Origin of the sequence: Halohasta salina, from assembly GCF_024178165.1 — an archaeon.
GTDB classification, from domain to species: Archaea; Halobacteriota; Halobacteria; order Halobacteriales; family Haloferacaceae; genus Halohasta; species Halohasta salina.
Window position 1 is genome coordinate 70288 of sequence record NZ_JAMZIE010000003.1, and the last position, 18552, is coordinate 88839.

19 protein-coding genes and 1 pseudogene are annotated in these 18552 nt (G+C 67.5%); 10 read left to right on the forward strand and 10 right to left on the reverse strand.

Annotated features, from left to right (window positions below):
* Positions 1–9 precede the first annotated feature (9 nt).
* Entirely contained in the window at positions 10–1251 is a 1242-nt protein-coding gene (locus NKJ34_RS07455) for a DHH family phosphoesterase (RefSeq protein ID WP_253737665.1), read from the forward strand.
* A 30-nt stretch (positions 1252–1281) separates the two neighbouring features.
* On the opposite strand, the gene NKJ34_RS07460 is transcribed toward NKJ34_RS07455, so the two are convergent.
* Complete coding sequence (locus NKJ34_RS07460) at positions 1282–2316, reverse strand: PAS domain-containing sensor histidine kinase (protein WP_253737666.1); 1035 nt, start codon at positions 2314–2316, stop codon at positions 1282–1284.
* Between the two features lie 291 nt (positions 2317–2607).
* Here NKJ34_RS07460 and bioB point away from each other — a divergent pair, with 291 nt between their 5' ends.
* The gene (gene bioB / locus NKJ34_RS07465) at positions 2608–3678 is read left to right on the forward strand and encodes a biotin synthase BioB (protein ID WP_253737667.1); all 1071 of its coding nucleotides are present in this window, start codon (positions 2608–2610) and stop codon (positions 3676–3678) included.
* A gap of 62 nt (positions 3679–3740) precedes the next feature.
* Here the strand turns inward: bioB and NKJ34_RS07470 are convergent, their stop codons facing one another.
* Together NKJ34_RS07470 and brz are read right to left on the reverse strand one after the other, a co-directional pair.
* The gene (locus NKJ34_RS07470; RefSeq protein WP_256488650.1) at positions 3741–4532 is read right to left on the reverse strand and encodes a bacteriorhodopsin; all 792 of its coding nucleotides are present in this window, start codon (positions 4530–4532) and stop codon (positions 3741–3743) included.
* A gap of 225 nt (positions 4533–4757) precedes the next feature.
* Positions 4758–4940, reverse strand: a complete 183-nt coding sequence (gene brz, locus NKJ34_RS07475) for a transcriptional regulator Brz (RefSeq protein ID WP_253737668.1) — start codon at positions 4938–4940, stop codon at positions 4758–4760.
* Positions 4941–5047: 107 nt separating this feature from the next.
* On the opposite strand from brz, the gene NKJ34_RS07480 reads away from it, so the two are divergent.
* The 3 genes and pseudogenes from NKJ34_RS07480 (at position 5048) to NKJ34_RS07490 (ending at position 9703) form a co-directional block, all read left to right on the forward strand.
* Entirely contained in the window at positions 5048–6118 is a 1071-nt protein-coding gene (locus NKJ34_RS07480) for a Brp/Blh family beta-carotene 15,15'-dioxygenase (protein WP_253737669.1), read from the forward strand.
* A 49-nt stretch (positions 6119–6167) separates the two neighbouring features.
* A pseudogene (locus NKJ34_RS07485) lies at positions 6168–7697 on the forward strand (phytoene desaturase family protein); the annotation flags it as partial.
* Between the two features lie 23 nt (positions 7698–7720).
* Positions 7721–9703 carry a bacterio-opsin activator domain-containing protein gene (locus NKJ34_RS07490; RefSeq protein WP_253737671.1) on the forward strand — a complete coding sequence of 661 codons (1983 nt, stop codon included), beginning with the start codon at positions 7721–7723 and terminating at the stop codon, positions 9701–9703.
* A 3-nt stretch (positions 9704–9706) separates the two neighbouring features.
* On the opposite strand, the gene NKJ34_RS07495 is transcribed toward NKJ34_RS07490, so the two are convergent.
* Positions 9707–10138, reverse strand: coding sequence for an SRPBCC family protein (locus NKJ34_RS07495; protein WP_253737672.1), 432 nt, complete (start codon positions 10136–10138; stop codon positions 9707–9709).
* Positions 10139–10265: 127 nt separating this feature from the next.
* On the opposite strand from NKJ34_RS07495, the gene NKJ34_RS07500 reads away from it, so the two are divergent.
* Positions 10266–12335 carry an AAA family ATPase gene (locus NKJ34_RS07500; protein ID WP_253737673.1) on the forward strand — a complete coding sequence of 690 codons (2070 nt, stop codon included), beginning with the start codon at positions 10266–10268 and terminating at the stop codon, positions 12333–12335.
* An 87-nt stretch (positions 12336–12422) separates the two neighbouring features.
* The gene (locus NKJ34_RS07505; RefSeq protein ID WP_253737674.1) at positions 12423–12590 is read left to right on the forward strand and encodes a DUF7533 family protein; all 168 of its coding nucleotides are present in this window, start codon (positions 12423–12425) and stop codon (positions 12588–12590) included.
* Here NKJ34_RS07505 and NKJ34_RS07510 read toward each other — a convergent pair.
* A complete protein-coding gene (locus NKJ34_RS07510) occupies positions 12569–13342 on the reverse strand; it encodes a bacteriorhodopsin (protein WP_253737675.1) in 774 nt (257 codons plus the stop codon). The genes NKJ34_RS07505 and NKJ34_RS07510 overlap by 22 nt on opposite strands.
* Before the next feature lie 207 nt (positions 13343–13549).
* Here NKJ34_RS07510 and NKJ34_RS07515 point away from each other — a divergent pair, with 207 nt between their 5' ends.
* Entirely contained in the window at positions 13550–13882 is a 333-nt protein-coding gene (locus NKJ34_RS07515) for a hypothetical protein (protein ID WP_253737676.1), read from the forward strand.
* A gap of 140 nt (positions 13883–14022) precedes the next feature.
* Positions 14023–14844 carry a lycopene cyclase domain-containing protein gene (locus NKJ34_RS07520; RefSeq protein WP_253737677.1) on the forward strand — a complete coding sequence of 274 codons (822 nt, stop codon included), beginning with the start codon at positions 14023–14025 and terminating at the stop codon, positions 14842–14844.
* A 14-nt stretch (positions 14845–14858) separates the two neighbouring features.
* On the opposite strand, the gene NKJ34_RS07525 is transcribed toward NKJ34_RS07520, so the two are convergent.
* On the reverse strand, positions 14859–15311 hold the full coding sequence (locus NKJ34_RS07525) for a DUF5807 family protein (RefSeq protein ID WP_253737678.1): 453 nt from the start codon (positions 15309–15311) through the stop codon (positions 14859–14861).
* A gap of 271 nt (positions 15312–15582) precedes the next feature.
* On the opposite strand from NKJ34_RS07525, the gene NKJ34_RS07530 reads away from it, so the two are divergent.
* Positions 15583–16149 carry an archaellin/type IV pilin N-terminal domain-containing protein gene (locus NKJ34_RS07530; RefSeq protein WP_253737679.1) on the forward strand — a complete coding sequence of 189 codons (567 nt, stop codon included), beginning with the start codon at positions 15583–15585 and terminating at the stop codon, positions 16147–16149.
* A gap of 166 nt (positions 16150–16315) precedes the next feature.
* Here the strand turns inward: NKJ34_RS07530 and NKJ34_RS07535 are convergent, their stop codons facing one another.
* The 4 genes from NKJ34_RS07535 to NKJ34_RS07550 all read right to left on the reverse strand — a co-directional run bounded on the left by NKJ34_RS07535 (position 16316) and on the right by NKJ34_RS07550 (position 18467).
* Entirely contained in the window at positions 16316–16750 is a 435-nt protein-coding gene (locus NKJ34_RS07535; protein WP_253737680.1) for a DUF7112 family protein, read from the reverse strand.
* 16 nt (positions 16751–16766) lie between these two features.
* A complete protein-coding gene (locus NKJ34_RS07540) occupies positions 16767–17156 on the reverse strand; it encodes a 30S ribosomal protein S6e (RefSeq protein ID WP_253737681.1) in 390 nt (129 codons plus the stop codon).
* A 139-nt stretch (positions 17157–17295) separates the two neighbouring features.
* Entirely contained in the window at positions 17296–17826 is a 531-nt protein-coding gene (locus NKJ34_RS07545) for a hypothetical protein (protein ID WP_253737682.1), read from the reverse strand.
* Positions 17827–17882: 56 nt separating this feature from the next.
* Positions 17883–18467 (reverse strand): cupredoxin domain-containing protein, encoded by a 585-nt coding sequence (locus NKJ34_RS07550; RefSeq protein WP_253737683.1) that lies wholly within the window; start codon positions 18465–18467, stop codon positions 17883–17885.
* Between the last annotated feature and the right edge of the window lie 85 nt (positions 18468–18552).

Sequence of the window (18552 nt, forward strand, 5' to 3'; positions counted from 1 at the left end):
TCTACTGCCATGGACGACCAACTTATCGACAGCAGCGAGCTGCCACTCCGCCGCCGGTCGCTGCTGCCGGGAACCGGCTTCTTCTATCCCGACTCGCTCGACGAAGACCGCACCGAGGAGCGCGCACGGGAGGCGATCGACGGCGCTGAGGCCGTCGTCGTCACCGATTCGGACGCCGACGGACTGGGTTGTATCGCCCTCGTTCGTGAGGTTTACGACGCCGCTCTCGATGTCGACCCCTTCCTCGAGGAGATCGAGGCCCGACTCGACGACGACGATGCGGCCGACGACGCCGACGAGGCCGACGAGGCCGACGACGCCACCGACGAGCCGGAGCCGGAATCGCCGGTCGCACTGCTGGCGTCGGGGCCACACTCGCTTTCCGAATCCCTCGAATACGTCGCCGAGTACGCCGCCGCGGGCGTCGACGTCTTCGTCTGCGATATCGCGCCCGACGAGTACGACGCCATAGCCGAGCCGCTCGAAGCGATCGTCGACCGGAGCGGTCGCGTCTCGTGGTACGACCACCACCAGTGGCCCGACGCGGTCGCCGAGGCGGTCGGCGAGGCCGGCGTCGACCTCGTGGTCGGCGACTCCGACGAGGAGTGTAGTACCGACGTCGCCCTGCGGTCGCTGGCGTACGATTTCGACGAGCGGTTTACCGAACTCGCCGAAGTGACACGGGACCACGACCTGTGGCTCAACGACGATCCCCGGAGCAAGGACCTCGCTGACTACGCCTACTGGACCTCAGCCGAGGAGTACGCCGCGGTAGTCGGTGCCTACGGCGCGGAACTCCCCGAGGTAGTCGACGACTACATCGCCCACCGCCGCGTCGAAAAGGAGCAGTTGATCGAGCTGGCGGTCGACCGCGCTGCGTACAAATCGGTCGGCCCGTGGACCGTCGGCGTCACCTACGGTCGCTGCTCGCAGAACGAGGTCGCCGACGGGCTCCGCGAGGCGGGGGCCGACGCTGCCGTGATCGTCAAACCGTCCGGTAGCGCGTCCATTCGCGGCAGCGAGGATTTCGAGGCGGCCCATCTGGTCGCCCGGCAGGTCAACGGCGGCGGCCACCCGAAGGCCGCGGGCTGTAAACCCGACATCTACGACGACATGATGGACTATGCCGCCCACTGGACGACCGAGGGCGAGACGGCCAAACGGGTCATTCTGGCTGCCTTCGAGCGCGTCGCCGAGGAAGCCGACTCGTCGGCCGACCGATCGGAAGCCGAAGACGCCGACAGCGAGTAGTCGAGACGGTCGACGTTCGTGGTCGAGTCGTCAGGTAGCTTCTTCGCACGCGTGGTAAGTGAGCCGAACCCGGACGACAGTCCCGCCGCTGTCGGGGGTTTCGATGGCGAGTTCGCCGTCGTACATCTCGACGATCCACTTGACGAGCCACAGCCCGAGCCCGCTGCCGTGTTTGAGTTGGCTGATCGGCTCGGCGGTCGTGATGATCTCCGTTTCGGCCTCCGGGATCCCCGGCCCGTTGTCGGCCACGGCGAGTTCGATCGTCGATCGGTCGACCGGGGTGGCGTCGATCCGTACGTGTGCCGGCTGGCTGTTGTAGCGGACCGCGTTGTCCAGTAGGCTCTCGAAGACGGCTTCCAGTCGGCTGTCGGCACGGACGACCAGCGACGACGGGAGGTCGACGACGATCTCGGGGTCGTCGAACTGTCGTTTGCAGTCCGCGACGACTTCGTCGACGATGGGCACGACGTCGACTGCTTCGAGCTCTGGCGGGCTCCCAAGCACGTTCTCGACGGTTTTGGCCTCGTCGCTGAGGCGTGCGAGTTTCGTCGCGGCCTCCTTTGCGACCGCCGCGTCACGCTGGAGCTCCGGCTCATCGGTCTTGGCGATGATCGATTCGGCCTTTCCGAGGACGACGTTGACCTCGTTGCGGAGGTTGTGCCGGAGGATCCGGTGGAGCACGTCGATATGCCGCTTCCGGCGGAGTTCGTCGCTGACCTCGGTGTAGAACGCGAACCCGTGGTCCCCGGTCGTCGAGGCCCCTTGATAGATGAACGTCCGGCTCCCGTCGACGGTGAGCCCGCGGACGAAGCCGACCGTTGAGAGCCCGCCCGTGGCCCGCTGGTCGAACTCTTCGGCCTCGTGTCGTTCGGTTATCGGGACGATGAAGTCGTTCAACGGCCGCCCCTCGATCTCGTCGGCCTCGTAGCCGAACACCTCCGTGAACGTCCGGTTGACGTCGGCGATCACCGGCACGCCGTCGTCGACGAGGAACTCGACGACGGCGTCTTCGATCCGATCGAACAACCGCCGAAAGCGGTCTTCGGTTGTGATATCTGGATTCATGACTGGGTCGTCGGTCTATCGGCTCGGACTCGTCGGGGACCGCCTCCTCCGAGCGGCCCGATCGGTGCGCCGCCGGCCGCTATCTCGGACTGTATTGTATTTCGACACAAAAATCTGTATTATTATGACAACTCATGGTTCGATCGAACACAGGTATGCCATTAAATACCAATTAATGGATAACTCACCGACTGAGTTCCCGTCGACACGGTCGACGGCGGTCGGCTACTCCACGCCGATAGCGGTGTGCCCACCCCGACGTTTATAATTCTGTAAACTGCCATCCAAACTGTGGTTTACGAAACTGATAACCGGACGATCGCCGCCGCCGTCGACCGCGTTCTCGATGGTGGCCGGCTCGACCGGACCGATGCGATCGCCCTGTTGGCCCAGCCGGTCGACGACCTCGCGGCGGCCGCCGACGCGGTCCGAGCGGCGTTGGGCGACGGTACCGTCGACGCCTGTAGCATCGTCAACGCGAAGGCGGGCAACTGCGCCGAGGACTGCGGCTTCTGTGCCCAGTCGGCCCACTTCGACACCGGGATCGACACCCATGGCCTGCTCGATCCCGAGGAGATCCTCGACGCCGCAAAACGCGCCGAACGGGACGGGGCCCAGCGGTTCGGGATCGTCGTCGCCGAAAAGGGCGTCAGCAGGGAGCAACGCCCCGAGGAGTGGGCTGACGTGGTTCGGGCCATCCGGCTCGTCCGGGACGCAACCGACGTGGCGGTCGACGCCTCGCTGGGCCTGCTCACCGAAGAAGAGGCCGAGATTCTCGCCGAGGAGGGGCTGAACCACTACAACCACAACATCGAGACCTCACCGCGCTACTTCTCGGAGATCGTCTCGACCCACAGTTTCGCGGATCGGCTCAAAACCCTGCGCCGGGCGAAAAACGCCGGGCTGGACCTCTGTGCGGGCGTCATCGTGGGGATGGGCGAGAGCCCCGCCGATCGGGTCGACGCCGCGCTCGAACTCCGAAAGATCGGCGTCTCCTCGCTGCCGGTCAACATCCTGAATCCGGTCGCGGGCACCCCGCTGGGCGATCGGGAGACCGCCGCGATCTCGACGGTCGACCTCATCAAGACGATTGCCGTCTACCGATTGTTGCATCCCACGGCTCGCGTCCGGCTGACGGGGGGTCGGGAGGTCAACCTCGCCGAAGACGACCAACACTGGCCCTTCGAGGCGGGTGCCGACGGTCTGTTGACCGGCGACTACCTCACGACCGACGGCCAGTCGGCGGCCACCGACATCGAGGTGATCGAACGGGCCGGCCTGGAGCCGAACATGGCCGAACACGAGTTCGATCCCGAAGCCGTCACGGCCGATCGGTCGACGCCGCCTGCGGGTACCGACTGAAACGGCTGCGGGGTCGGACCCCGCAAAAAGGAGTGTGGTGATCGTCCGGTAGTCGGTGCCGATCAGTCGCCGGCTGCGGCGGCCGCGCCCTCGGCCGACGGTTCGGGTGCGCTCGTATCACCGAAGATGGCGCGGCTACGGAGCAACAGTAGCCCGAAGCCGACCTTCGCGCTCACGTCGAGGATCATGAACAGCAGGGTCTCGACGCTGAGCGGAATCGCGCCGACGCCTTCGGTCCCGAACAGCCAGACCACGGGGTAGGCCGACCAGAGAATGATCGTCAGATTCCGCAGGACGCGGAACGTTGAGCCGACGTCTTCCCGCATCGCCGCGGCTTTGCGAGTGAAGCCGAAGAACAGCACGTACAGGATGTACAGCATCGCTGCGGTGCTGATGGCCCACCAGACGAACCGGTACTCGTAGACCTCGGTCAGCGCGCCGATCAGGCCGGTGACGATCATGATGCCGTCAGCGCCAACGAGCCCGATGATCGTGCCGCGGTCGGCGTCGACCAACAGCGCCAGGTCGAGCAACAGCAGCGGCGTGGTGAACAGCCAGTCGGCGTACCGGGCCCAGTAGATGTCCAACATCTGCCCGGCGACCTCGACCTCGGTGAGGCCGAACCCGAGCAGCATTGCGAGGTACATCGTGAACGCGATAGCCGGGATCAGCGTCGTGATCGCGTAGAACTTCTTGGCACTGGGATCTTCGACACCCATGGCGCGTGCCATGAAGTACAGCGTCCCGAGTCCCATCAGTGCCGTCCCAAGGGCGAGCCAGATCCACTCCGGCCGCGCCGTTATTTCTCCGAACTGGAGTACGACACTTGCCGCCGTTGGTGTGAGTCCCGACATACAAGCTATGCTTGTTGCTTTCCGGGAGTAATTCTACATCCCAAACAGTACGGTATTCCAACACACCCTCGACCCTCCCCGAACTGCCGCCGTCCGACGCGCTGCCGCGTCGACCCACGGCATACCGAAACAGTACACCGGGTTAATAGGTAACTACCACAGGTCCCACCCGTCGCGGCTACCGGTAGTCAGCGCCTACTGTCGACTCGCAGACAGTCTCTCCGATCACCACTCGAAGAGGACGAAAAACTCGTGGTCGTTGTGACACGTGAGCTGACGGGCCTTCTGTCGCGGTCCACTCGTGTCGGGGCGGTCGGCTGCAGTCACCGACTTCACGACCGACTCCTTCGGAAGTCCCATCCGAACGTCCGCCCCACACTGCGGGCACTGGAGCTCCGTGATTCCCACGGTTGATACAGGCCCGGCGCTGGGTTAAATATTACCTACCTGTACGTATCAGCATACCCCACTAATTTGGACTGTTTTTAATTCTCCGTCCGCTCCCATTGACAACCATGAACACCGAGCGTTATCGCGGACTCCGAGCGGTGGTTCGCCCGTCGACCGGTGGGATTTCGCTGACCGTCTCGCGGGTGGTGATGATCGGGCTCACGGTCGGCTTCCTCATCGGCCGACTGGCCGGCCTGCGGGTTCCGCTGACCACGCAGGCGGGGATCTACCTGTTGGGGATGGTCGCGATGAACCTCCCCCACGGCGGCTACGAGCATTTCGCCAACCTCCGGCGGCGGGCGGCGGCGTTTCAGGGTCGGTACATCGTGACCTACCTGCTCGGGATCGGGCTGTTCGTCGGGCTGTTCTTCCTCTCGCCGGTGGCGGGGCTGATCCTCGCGGTCGGCGTCGCCATGGCCAAAGGCGGGTTCGGCGACGTCCACGTCGTTGAGGCGCTGTACGGCACCGACCACATCCGCTCGCGGCCCCAGCGCTGGCTGGCGGCGGCGGTCCGTGGCGGCGCCGTGATGATCGTGCCGATGGTGTTCTGGCCGGAGACGTTCTACGCGTTCAGCGACATCATGGTGAGCATCTTCGATCCCGCCGCGATGATCGGCTTCGCCGAGTTCCAACAGCGCAGCCTGCTGGCCGGTGGCGGCTACGCCGCGCTGGTGGCCGCCCATCTCGGCGTCGGCTACTGGTATGTGACGGGGTCGGGCTCGTTTATCGCTGACGCCGCCGAGTCGCTGCTGTTGGTCGCCTACTTCGCGGCAGTGCCGGTCGTCATCGCCGTCGGGCTCTACTTCCCGCTGTGGTACTCCGCCCGGCAGGTCGCCCGCACGACCGCCGTCGACGACCGGCTCGACGCCGAGGCCGACGGCCTCCTTTCCGGGCTCGAATCCGACGATCCCGAGCGGGTCGCGCTGGTCTCGTGGGGCGTGTTGATCGCCGGCAGCATCGCCACCTTCGGGCTGGCGGCCGCGCTGTGGGTGTGGTCACCACAGCCCCTCGGCGGGGCCGACCTGTTGTCCGGACTGGTGGCGTTCTGGAGCGTCTTCATCAGCATCATCGCGCTGCCCCACGTCGTCGTCGGCGCGTGGCTCGACCGCGAGCGAGGGATCTGGTACGTGCCGTGAGCCACCCCCGGCGGTCGCGGAGAACCGGGCGGACCGAACGACAGCGAACACGAGACCAATGAGAGACGGCACCCCACACCACGACGAGACCGTGACGGTCGTCGGCGGCGGGATCGCGGGCCTGTCGGCGGCCTGTTATCTCGCTGACGCGGGCGCGACCGTCACGGTCGTCGAACAGAACGACCAACTCGGCGGCGTCACCGGTCGACTCGAAGCCGAGGGGTTCAGCTTCGACACCGGCCCCTCGTGGTACATGATGCCCGAGACCTTCGAGCGGTTCTTCGGCCACTTCGGCCGGTCGCCGGGCGACTACTACGACCTCGAACGACTCGACCCCCAGTACCGGGTGTTCTTCAAGGACGGCGACCGCCTCGATATCACCCCCGACCTCGACCGCACCCGCCGGCTCTTCGAGTCCTACGAGGAGGGGGCTGCCGCCGCCCTCGACGAGTATCTGGCGAGCGCCCGGCGGACCTTCGAGATCGGGATGGACCGGTTCGTCTACACCGACCGCTCGCGGCTGCGGGACCTCGTGGATCCCGAGATAATTCAGGCAGCCCCGGCGCTGAAGCATCTCGGCTCGATGCAGTCGTTCGTCGAAGGCTACTTCGAGCATCCGAAACTCCAGCAACTGCTCCAGTACACGCTGGTGTTCCTCGGGGGGTCGCCTCACGACACCCCCTCGCTGTACCACCTCATGGCCCACGTCGACTTCGAGCACGGCGTCTACTACCCCGAGGGCGGCATGTACAGCCTCGTCGAGGCGCTGGTCTCCCTTGGCCGGGAGTTAGGCGTCGACTACCGTACTGGGGAAGCGGTGACCGCGCTCGAACCGGTCGCCGATGGGATTCGAGTCGACAGCGATGCGGGGAGCCACGTCGCCGACAGCGTCGTCGCCAACGCCAACCCGGCCCACGTCGAGCGGGAGTTGCTCCCGGCCGACCGGGGTCGGGACCCAGCCTACTGGGACGAGCAGACCTACGGCCCCTCGGCGTTCATGCTGTATCTCGGCGTCGAGGGCGACGTCGACCCGCTGGCCCACCACAGCCTCGTGTTCCCCGACGACTGGGACCCTCATTTCGACCGGATCTTCGAGGAGCCGGGGTGGCCCGAGGACCCGGCCTACTACCTCTCGGTGACCTCGAAGACCGACGACTCGGTCGCCCCCGATGGCCACCACGCGGTCGTCGTCCTCGTCCCGATCGCGCCGGGACTCGACGACGACCCCGATCGGCAGGCGTCGTTCCGTGATGCGGTGTTGGCCGACCTCGCCGCCCGGATCGGCGTCGACCTGCGCGGTCGGATCGTCGTCGAGCGGTCGGCGTCGGTCTCGACGTTTGCCGACCGGTTCAACACCCCCGGCGGCACCGCCCTCGGGCTGGCCCACACCCTCGATCAGACCGGCCCGCTACGCCCCGCCCATCACGCGCCGGGCGTCGAGGACCTCTACTACGCGGGGGCGTTTACCTCACCGGGCGTCGGCCTGCCGATGGCGATCATCAGCGGCGAACACGCCGCTGCGGCGGTTGCTCGCGGGGTCGACCCCTCGCCGTTCGCCGATTTCGCCCCAAATCTATAGTGGTATCAGGCCGAAGATCTATCATGTCGAGTGATTCTCCGGCGATCAAGGTGCTCTTCGCGGGCGAAGCGCTCCCCGAGGGGCCGACTGCGGCGGATCTCGCGGCCGACGACCGGTTCGTAGTCAGCCGGTCGCGGGACTTCCTCGATGCCCGCGACCACGCCACCGACACGCCCGTCGACTGCGTCGTCGCTACCCACTGTGAGGCGGGGTTCGACGGAGTGGCCTTTCTCGAAGCCGTCCGTTCGGTCGACGCCGACCTCCCGGTCGTGGTGCTGGCGTCGTCGGTCGACGCGGAGTTGACCCGCCGGCTGGTCGCCGCCGACGCCAGCGCTTTCGTCGTGGCCGCGGCGGCCGACGCCCACGAGGCGGTCGTCGAGGCCATCGAAGCACACGTCGACGCCGCCCGCAAGCGGAGCGATCGGCTGCCCATCTCGGACCTCTCGGTCGAGGCCGAGCGCCGACTGAAGGAGCGTGCTCTCGACGAGGCCCCGATCGGGATCACCATCGCCGACGCGACGGCCCCCGACATCCCGTCGATCTACATGAACGCCGCCTTCGAGGACGTGACGGGCTACCCGCCGGCCGAAGCCGTCGGCGTCAACCACCGCTTTCTGCAGGGTCCCGAAACCGACCACGAGCAGTCGGCCGAACTCGCCGCGGGGATCGACGCCGAACGCGACACCGAGGTCGTTTTGCGGAACTACCGGCGCGACGGGACGCCCTTCTGGAACCAGGTCCGGGTCAGCCCCATCTACGACGACGACGGCGAGGTCTCTCACTACGTCGGTTTTCAGATGGACGTCACCGACCGCGAGCGCGCCCAGCGAGAACTCCGGGCCGAACGCGAGTCGCTGAACCGACTGCTCGATCGGGTCGAGGGGTTGTTGAACGACGTCACCGATCTGCTGGTCCGGGGGGAGTCCCGGACCGAGACCGAGCGGCTGTTGGTCGAGCGGGCCGCCGAGACCTACCTCGCGGCGTGGCTCGGCCGCTACGATGCGGCCGACGAGCGGCTCACCGTCTCCCAACAGGCCGGCGACCGGGTCGTCGACGCCGATCCGATCGCCCTCGACGCCGACGACCCGGCCCTCGAACCTCTCCAGGAAGCCGTCGCAGACACCGAACCCCAGGTCGTCACCGAGGACGACCGGCTCCACGATCTCGCCGCCGACGAGGTCTGTGTGCTCGTCCCGCTGGCCTACCGCTCGACGACCTACGGGGTGTTGGGTATCGTCGCCCACGCGGACAGCTTCGACGACCGCGAGCGGGTGTTGCTCGGCTCGCTGGGCCGGAGCGTCGGCACCTCGATCAACTACACGCTGACCAAACGGACGATCACGACCGACACCGTGCTCACCATCGGGGTCGAACTGTTCGACGACGACCTGTTTTTCGTCCAACTCGCGGCGGCTCTGGACCTCCAGTTCGACTACGAGACGATCGTCTCCAACGAGCGGGACCCCGGGGTGCTCGCGCTGGTCAGCACCCAGTGTGCGGACGCCGACGCCGTCGTCGACCGCGCCGTGGAGTACGACGGTGTCGCGGCCGCCGAGGTGATCGCCGACACCGACGACCGGGCGGTCCTCCAGTTCCGGCTGACCGACTCGCCGCTGGTCGACGTGCTCGCGGAGTTCGGGAGCCGGCTGACCGAACTCCACGCCGACAGCAACCGGCTGGCCGTGGAGTTCTGTGTCGGCACCGAGGAGGCCGCCCAGTCGGTGCTGGGGGCCCTCCGGGAGACCTACGACCGCGTCGACCTCGTGGCCTACCACGAGAGCGATCCCCAACAGACCTCCTCGGGGTTCCGCGAGGAGCTACGGAGCCAACTGACCGACCGCCAGCTCACCGCCCTGAAAAAGGCCTACGTCAGCGGCTACTTCGAGTGGCCCCGCCGCGTCGAGGGCAAACAGCTCGCCGCGTCGATGGACATCGTCCCCTCGACGTACCACCAGCACCTCCAGTCGGCCAAACGGAAGCTCGTTGCGGCCTTCTTCGACGAGTAGCGGTCAGTTCTCCATGAACGTCTTGAGGTTCTCGACGGTCGCCTCGGCCTCCCGACGGTTGTACGCCTCGGCGATCGGCGCGAGGACGGTCTCGATGACGGTATCCGGGAGGCTGTACTCCGCTTCGTAGTGGAGTTCGGTCGACCCGTCGTCGCCGTCGAGGTCGTAGCTGATCGTCCCGTCGATCGCCCCCGAGAGCCGCTGGACGAGCCGGGACCCCGGCGAGCGGTCGACGTCCTCGACCGAGCCGGCGAGGGTGACTCCCGCGAGCTTGTAGCGGTAGTCGGCGCGTTTCCCGCCCTCGGGCAGCGCCGTCACGTCGGTGACGTCGACCAATCCGGGCGTGATCTTCACGTGGTTCCGCGGGTCGTCGAGGAACGAAAACACCTCCGCTGGCGGTGCGTCGATGCTGGCGTGGTGGGTGACGGTGAACATAGGCCCAATCGGGTTGACGTTCGGTCCCCGCCCGGATAACTCCGGAGCCGAATCTGTGTGGCACGCCCCACTGATTGGGCCCGCTGTTTTGGGTGCTCGGCCCGTTTGTCTCCCTACCAACGCCCCTATGACGACTCGACTCACCCTCGCCGACCCCGACCGCAACGGCCTGTCGGTGAGCACCGACGCCGTCCGGCTCTCCCCCGGTGCCCGGCGCGCAGTTGGCGCCGACGTCGGCGATCCGGTCGCCGTCGAGGGCGGCGCGCGAACCGTCGCCGTCGTCGGCGACGACGCCCCCCAACTGCCGGACGGCGTGGTTCTCGCCGGCGATACCGTCCGCCGGAACGCCGAGTCGACCGTCGGCGCGTCGGTGACCGTCGCGGCCGTCGAGCCGGTCGCCGCCCGATCGGTGACCGTCGCCCCGACCAATTCGGTCTCGCTTTCGGGCGACAGCGAGGCCCTCTCGCGGGCGCTGGCGGGCCGCCCCCTCTCGGTCGGCGACCGTATCGGCGTCGACCTCTTCGGCGGCAGCCTCGACGTCCGGCTGACGGTCGTCGACCTCGACCCCGACGGCCCGGCTGTCGTCACCGACGAGACGACCGTCTCGATCCGCCCGGCCGACCCCACGGGGGTCGACGGGGCGGTCCCGGCGGTCCCTCCCGACGGGGTTGGCGGTCTCGACGAGCCACGGGCGGCCCTCCAGCGGCTGGTCGCCCGGCCGCTGGCGGATCCCGAGGGGTACGCCGCCGTCGGTGCGCGACCGCCCGCGGGGGTACTGCTCGCCGGCCCCTCCGGGGTGGGGAAGACGCGGCTCCTCGGCGCGGTCGCGGCCGACGCCGGGCTCCCGATTCACGAGGTCCCGCCGAACGACTGCGGGAGCCGGGAGTCGCTGGCGGCTGTCCTCCGGGCGGCCGACGACGACGCCCCAGCGATCCTCCTGATCGAGCGCCTCGAAACGGTCGCCCCTTCCTCCGACGAGGGAGCCTCCTCGGCGGTCGCGTGGCTGCTCGATCGGGTCCGCGACCGCGATGACCTCGTGGTCGTCGGCGAGGCTTCCAGCGCCGACGCGGTCGACCCCGCGTTGCGTCGCGGCGGCCGTTTCGACAGCGAGGTTCGGGTCGATGTCCCCGACCGGGCGGCCCGCCGCGAGGTGTTGGCGGTCCACGCTGCCGACCTTCCATTGGCTGACGACGCCGACCTCGACTGGCTGGCGGCCCGCACCCACGGCTACACCGGCGCGGACCTCGAAGCCGTGGTGGTCGAGGCCGCGACGCGGGCGGTCGACCGGGCCGGCGACGGGCCGGCGACGGTCGGCCGCGCGGAGTTCGATGCGGCCGTCGAGGCGGTCGGTCCGTCGGCGCTCCGCGAGACGGTGGTCGAACGCCCGTCGGTCTCCTACGAGGAGATCGGCGGCCTCGATGAGGCGATCGAGACGGTCGTCCGGACCGTCGAGTGGCCGCTCCGCTACCCCGAACTCTTCGAGCGACTCTCCATTACGCCGCCGACCGGCGTCCTGCTGTCGGGGCCGCCGGGCACTGGCAAGACGCTGCTGGCGAAGGCGGTCGCCACCTCCACGGCGGCGAACTTCCTGTCGGTCGACGGCCCCGAGTTGATGAACCGCTACGTCGGCGAGAGCGAACGCGGCGTCCGGGAGCTGTTCGACCGGGCCCGACGCAGCGCTCCCGCGGTCGTCTTCCTCGACGAGCTGGACGCGCTGGCCCCCGCCCGTGGCTCGACCGACACGGGTGCCGCCGAGCGGGTCGTCTCCCAGCTGTTGACCGAACTCGACGGTCTGTCGGCCCGCGGCGAGGTGGCGGTGCTCGCGGCGACCAACCGACCCGACGCGATCGATCCGGCGTTGTTGCGCCCCGGCCGCATCGAGAGACAGGTCGCCGTGCCGCTGCCCGACCGGGCGGCCCGCCGGGAGATCCTCGCCATCCACCTCGCCGACGTCCCGACCGCCGGCGTCGACCTCGATGCGCTGGCCGCCGCGACCGCCGGCTACACCGGCAGTGATCTCGCGGGCGTCGTCCGCGAGGCCGGCCTGCTGGCGATGGGCGAGGCCCTCGGCACCGACCGCCCGACGGCTGCCACCGACGAGCCGGTCGTCGAACACCGCCACCTCCGGGCGGCAGTGGAGGCGAGCCGGCCGTCGGTCGACGACCGCGCCGACGACTTCGAGTGGCAGGATCCCTGAGAGACGGGTACGGTTGACGAGGTCCTATCGGCCGATGACCAGTTGGTTCGGTATCGGGTTGATATCCCCCCGGCTCCGAGACGCACCATGGATCGAGACACCCTCGTTTTCGCCGTTCACCTCGTCGTCGCCCTCGGGTTGGCGACGTTCGGTGCCTACCGGATCTCCCTCGGTGCACCCGTCGCTGGCGGGCTCAACATCGTGATGGCGGCCGCGATCGTCGCCGTCGGTCGCTACGTCAGTCGGCTCGCCTGATCGCCCGCTCCCGGTGCCGGCGCCGCCCCCCGGTCGGAAACCGCCGGGCTCCGGAGCAACACGAGCGCGAAGCCGATCGTCGCCAGCAGATCGAGGGCGACGAACCCCGCCGTCGCGGCCGTCGGCGACACCACGCCCGCGCCACCGGGACCGGCAATCCACCACAGCGGATAGCCAACCCAGCAGACGCCGAGCAGCGTCGCCAGCCTGTCGACGGTCGCGGTCGTCTCGGTAGCGAGGCCGCGCGTATCGGCGCGTAGCCCCACGCCGAGGAAGTAGCCGACGCCGCCCACAGCCAGCGTGGCGATCCCCACCCAGACGTACCGGTAGCCCCCCAGCACCGGTCCCGTCGACACGATCCCCGTGACGACCACGAAGACGGTGGTGGCGACCGCACTCGCCAGCGTTTCCCGGTCGACCCCCGCGACCGAGCCGAGGGCAGCTACTAGCAGCGGCATCGTCACCAGCCAGTCGACGTACCGCGCCCAGTAGAGGGTCACCGCCTCCCCATCGGGTACGGCCACGTCGACGGTTCCGACGCCGGACAGCAACAGGGCGTATGCCCCGACGCTGGTCGCCGAGACGACGGCCACGAGCGCGTGGCTCCGCCTGGTTCGGCGGTCCTCGCTGCCCGCCGCGCGCGCTGCCACGAGCAGCGACGCGAGGCCGAACACCACCGCGCCGCCGACGAGCCAGCCCGCTGCCGGTCGACCGCCGAGCGTCGCCCCGACTGCTGCCAGTAGTGCCCCCATACGTGCATTCTACGGGTTGTGACGTGTTATCACCGCCACCAAACTCATGGGGTTGGTTTTAGTCGTCGACCGCTCTGTGCCGTCCCGTTCACGCCGGCCCGACGCCTGCCACGGGGGCGGCGAACCGCTGGTCATCAGTCACGGGCCCTGTGAGGGCGAACTAGCTGGGGTCGGCATTGATACCCCCGAAGAAACGTATCACTGGCTATGACTGACGAGGACACGTCGACCGACGCCGACACTAAAACCGACACCGACGCCGACACCGATGCCGAGACGGCCGAGGACGTCGTCGTCGACCTCGACTCGGCGGCGGCCTACGACCAACGCGTCGACGAACTTCAGGAGACCGTCGAACAGCAGGCCGAGCGGATCGACGAACTGGAGGACCTCCTGTTGGACCTCTCGGTCCGGGCGGCCGACGACCGCGGGATGGGGGTCTGTCCGGAGTGTCACGGCCCCGTCGAGAAAGTTCGCCGATGGTTCGGCCCGACGACCATCGAGTGTCGTCGCTGCGGGGAGACCTTCCACGAGTACTAACCGAACTGTGTTGGTATCGGTTTGAGACCGCTGGCGACCGTCGATACACCCGTCGTGAACCGAATCCACGCCGGGTCGTCGAGGGCTATCGAGCCGTCGGGAGCCACCGGACTACCGGCGGCTCTCGGGGGTGAGTGTCCGTGATCGACCTCTCCCAGCTGGTCGCGGCCGTCTCCGGGACGTATCTCGCCTACCTCGCGGCCACCGTCGGCGTCCCGCTGGTCGTCCTTGGCGCGGCCGCGTGGGGCCGTGGCAGCCTCGGGACTTGGGTCGACGCGCTGGGGGTCGTCGCACTCATGGCGATCGCCTTTTCGTACACCTACGTCTGGGATGGCACCCTCATCGAGCAGGGTGTCTGGTGGTATGGCGAGGGGGTCGTAACCGGGCGCGTCTGGGTTATCCCGTTCGGCGAACTCGCCTTCTTCCTCGTCCAGACCGCCCTTGCCGGCGTCTGGCTCCTGTTCCTCGACCCCTCGGTCGACCCCGACCGACCCACGACCGTCCGGTCCCGACCGGCCGGCCTCCTCGCCGTCGCCGCCCTCGAACTCGCGGGGTTCGGGCTGTACGTTACCACTGCCGGCCACTATCTCGGGGCGGTCCTCGTGTGGGGCGCGCCGATCCTCGGCTTCCTGTGGTTTCTCGGCGGCCCCGTCATCTGGCGGGTACGCCGTACCGTCGCGGCCGCCATCGTAGTCCCCACGGTCTATCTCTGGGTCGTCGACCGCCTCGCTATCGGGCTCGGTCTCTGGTCGATCTCGTCGACCCACACCACCGGTCTCGCGGTCGCCGGCCTCCCGATCGAGGAGATGGTATTTTTCCTCGTGACGAACACGCTCGTCGTCTTCGGGCTGACACTCTACCTGTGGGTCGTCGCCCGCACCGAGCGGCGGTCACTGGCCGCGAGCCTGCGTGGGCTACTGCCCCGCGGCGGTGTCGGCACACCGCCTGCCGGCCGGGAGTAGCCACCGACTACTTATTAGTCGTCAGTGTGCGTGGGCCGCTCGCGGCTGCCAGCGAGCCACTTCTGGCTGAAGTTGACGCCGCACGAACAGTGGGCGTAGGCGTGGATCACGTCGCCTTCCTCGTAGAGGCCACCGACCTCCTCGTTTTGGGCCTCGGCAAACGAGAGGACGAACTCGATGGTGTGCTCGGCGCCGTCGCCGTCGGCCGGACAGACGCCGCCGTCGAGTGCTGCCTCGATCTCGCCGTCCCGGTCCATCGCCTCCTTGGCGAACTCCATCGCGCCGATGCCGGTCGCCTGTTGGAACGCGTTGCGTCCCGCCTCGCCGGGCACGACCAGCACGATGCCGGTGTCGACTGCCGTGCCCGCGTCCCCGAGGCTGTGGTCGTCGCCGAGCAGTCCGTCGTCGATGTAGATCGCCACGTCGTCGAGTCGCTCGCCAGCAAGAAATGCCTGTAGCTTCTCCATGCGTCGGCTCCGACCGCCGTCCGTATCAGTCGTTTGGAATCGGCCGCGACTGCTCGGCTGTCGTGTGAGTGAGCTCCTCCGGATCGGTGTGTCGACGGTCCCTATACTGAACCCGACCGACTACTATTCGAAAGATAGAAAATTTCACATCATCAAATGACTAACTCCTGCTGTTATCAGAATCAATAAAGAGGCTGTAACACTTATATGACCATTCCGTCACGTAATATTTACTGTCTGTAAATCAGTCATACAGACTATACCCACACACATGTTCGAAACTAGTAATCGAGGTCAAGTTGGTATCGGGACACTCATCGTGTTCATTGCCATGGTCCTCGTGGCGGCGATTGCGGCGGGCGTACTGATCAACACGGCCGGGCTGCTCCAGACACAGGCCGAAGCGACTGGTGAGGAGACACAGGAACAGGTCAGCGACCGAATCGAGATCCAGAGCGCAACCGGGAACGTTACTGGTGATGAGACCATCGACCGGTTCAATCTCACGCTCACGAAAGGAGCAGGTGCGGGCGATATCAAGCTCAACGATACGAGCTACGAGATCGTCACGTCCGACACGGTTTCGAGTGGTGTGCTCAACAGAAGCGGCGTTACGATCGGTATCATCGACTCCGCTACGACCGATAACGTCATCACCGAGAGAGGCGACCGATACGAAGTCCAATTCAACCTCACTGGGACTGGCGGCGTTCTTGACAGTAATCTCGAAGGCGGCGACAGTGTGACGATCACCCTCACTACTGCCGCTGGCGCGTCGACCGTCAAGGAACTCCGCGTTCCCGACTCGCTCGTCGATCGGTCGGCAGTGAAACTCTAAGTCCGGCTCTCGGACTCGTCGACTGTCGGTTCTATCAGTCGGCATCCCACCTATTTTCGGTCCCGGATCGACACCGACAGCGGCCAGCTTCGCGTGTGACTGTTGTTCGCCGGCCGTGTCGCCGACTCGTCGGGGCTGTCAGTGTCGTCGACTCGACTACCGAGTTCTACCCGTCGAGGTCCTCGGCGATGCCGGCCAGCGAATCGCGGGGCCCCTGTCTGACCGTGTAGATGGCCCGTTCGCCCGGCGTGCGGAGGCCGTACTGCTCGCCGTCGACCACCGTGTCGAAGGCGACGCTGTTGCCCGATTCGCGGCCGAGATCACGGAGCCACGCGGCCAGTCGGTTGTCGCCTTCGCCGGTCGACCGGGCCAGCCGTCGGTTGTCGTAGGCTCCGTGGAGCACCAGCCCGCGGCTGTCCTCGGCGACGACAGCGTGGTGTTCGGTGTCGTCGAACACGAGCCTGATCACGTCGTCGGCATCGAGCTCATCGCTTGCGGCCTCCGGGAGCCTGATCCCCTGCCGGCGGGCGCTGCCGAGTCGGACGAGTTCGGCGCGGGCGGTCTCGACGGTCTCGCTGTCGCTGGGGAGTCTAGTGGGCATAAAATACGAAGGAGGGTTACTCGTCGTCGCTCTCGCCGAAGGCCTCGGCGACACCGTCGTCACTGTCGGTCACCGTGGCGTTGATCTGTGCGGTGGCATCCGAGACCGTGCGGCCGCGGACGGTGACCCGTTTTCGCTCGCCGTCACGGCTGGGCTCGAAGCCGACCCCACCGTCGAGGAGGCGTTCGGCGATCCCCGTCCCCGGCACGTCCTCCCGCATCGGTCGACCGGTCTCGTCGGATCCGCCGGTGAGTTCGAGGGTGTAGCCGTCGAGTCCGACCGCGCTGCCGTCTACTTCCTCGCCGATCTCTCGGCTGATAAATCGGTTGGCGTCCTGTCCGTCCACGTCCCGCTGGTAGGTCGACCCGTCTGCAGGGTCGGCGACGACGACTGTGAAATCTGCCATACGTGATCTCTCTGGATGAGCAATAAAAAGCACGTCGAAAGCAGGTCCGACTCCGGCGGGGAGGCCACGCCTGCCGGTATCCGACGACTTCTGGCTGCCGCCCCCCGGGCGACTCCTCCCGTTCCCGCCGCTGACCGACTCACGACGACTCGCAGTCGCCGCCGAGTCGACCCTTGAGATAGAACGTCTCGACGTCACAGTAGTCGTTCCACCGGCATTCGAGCCCCTTGGTCATATACAGCGAGTAGAACGCCTCGCCGGCCGCCTGGACCTCGGCTGCGGTGTACGGGACCAACTGTTTGTCGACCACGTCGTCCTCGCTGGGATAACACTGGGTGGACAACGAAAACCGGTGGTGGCAGGACGGACAGGTCAGCGGCCGGTGGAACGCCAGTTCCTCGGCGTACTGGTTGCGTGGGACGGCCGTCGCCGTCCCCTGCACCCACGTCGTTCCACACCGATCGCAGCTCCCGGTCGCCGTCTCGAAGCCGGGCCACGCCTCGTACTCGGCCTGCAGTTCCGCACACGCCTCCTCGTCGTCGCTCTGACACCGTGCGTCGTCGCCGAGGATCACGTACTGCTCGGCCCGCATCGGGATCGTGACCGTCCCGCCACAGTCACACTCGTGGTGAAACAGCTTTGCGGCGGCCTCGACACTCGTCTCGCTCATCGTCCGGTTGTTCGCGCCGCAGACGAATATAGCTGGCTGGGACCGTCGACCGGTCGCTACTCGCCGTCGACCAGCAGTCGGCCGACCAGCGGCTCGATCGGCCGGGTCAGCGTTTCGACCGTGTAGCCGTAGGCTCCCCCTCCGAGTTCGTCGACGACGACCGTCTCGACGTCGCCACCGTAGACGGTCACGCCGCGGCCGTCGGCCCGCAAGCGGTCGCCGTCGCCGTCGTCGCTCCGGAGCGTGAAGCTGTAGGGTACCGGCGTCGGGTTCCGGAGCGTCACCGTCACGGTCTCGCCCTCGCGTGCCCGAAACGTGACGCCGCTCCGGGCGGCCCGGCGGCCGCCGACCCGCCACGCCGAGTTGCCGACCGAGTTGCCGTCGTCTCGGTTGAGGTCCGCGACCACCCGTTCGTAGGCTCCCAGTCGGACCGTCACCCGGCCGTCACGCTCCGAGAGGTCGACCCGGCTGACGACCTCCTTGGTCCGCCCCCCGCCGTCGCCCCCATCACCGCCGGAGCCGTCGCCGTCTCGGGGATCTTCGCTCACGTCGGCCGACCGGATCGCCGGCTCCTCGTCGTCGTTGTGCTCGTCGGTGACGAGGCTTGCGACCTCCTCTCCACCCGTCCGTGCGGTCGTCACACCCACTAGTCCGGCAGCCCCGAGGAGGGCCCCCCTGATCAGTGCCCGCCTGGAGCGTTCGGTCTGCCCGGTGAGAGAATCCAAT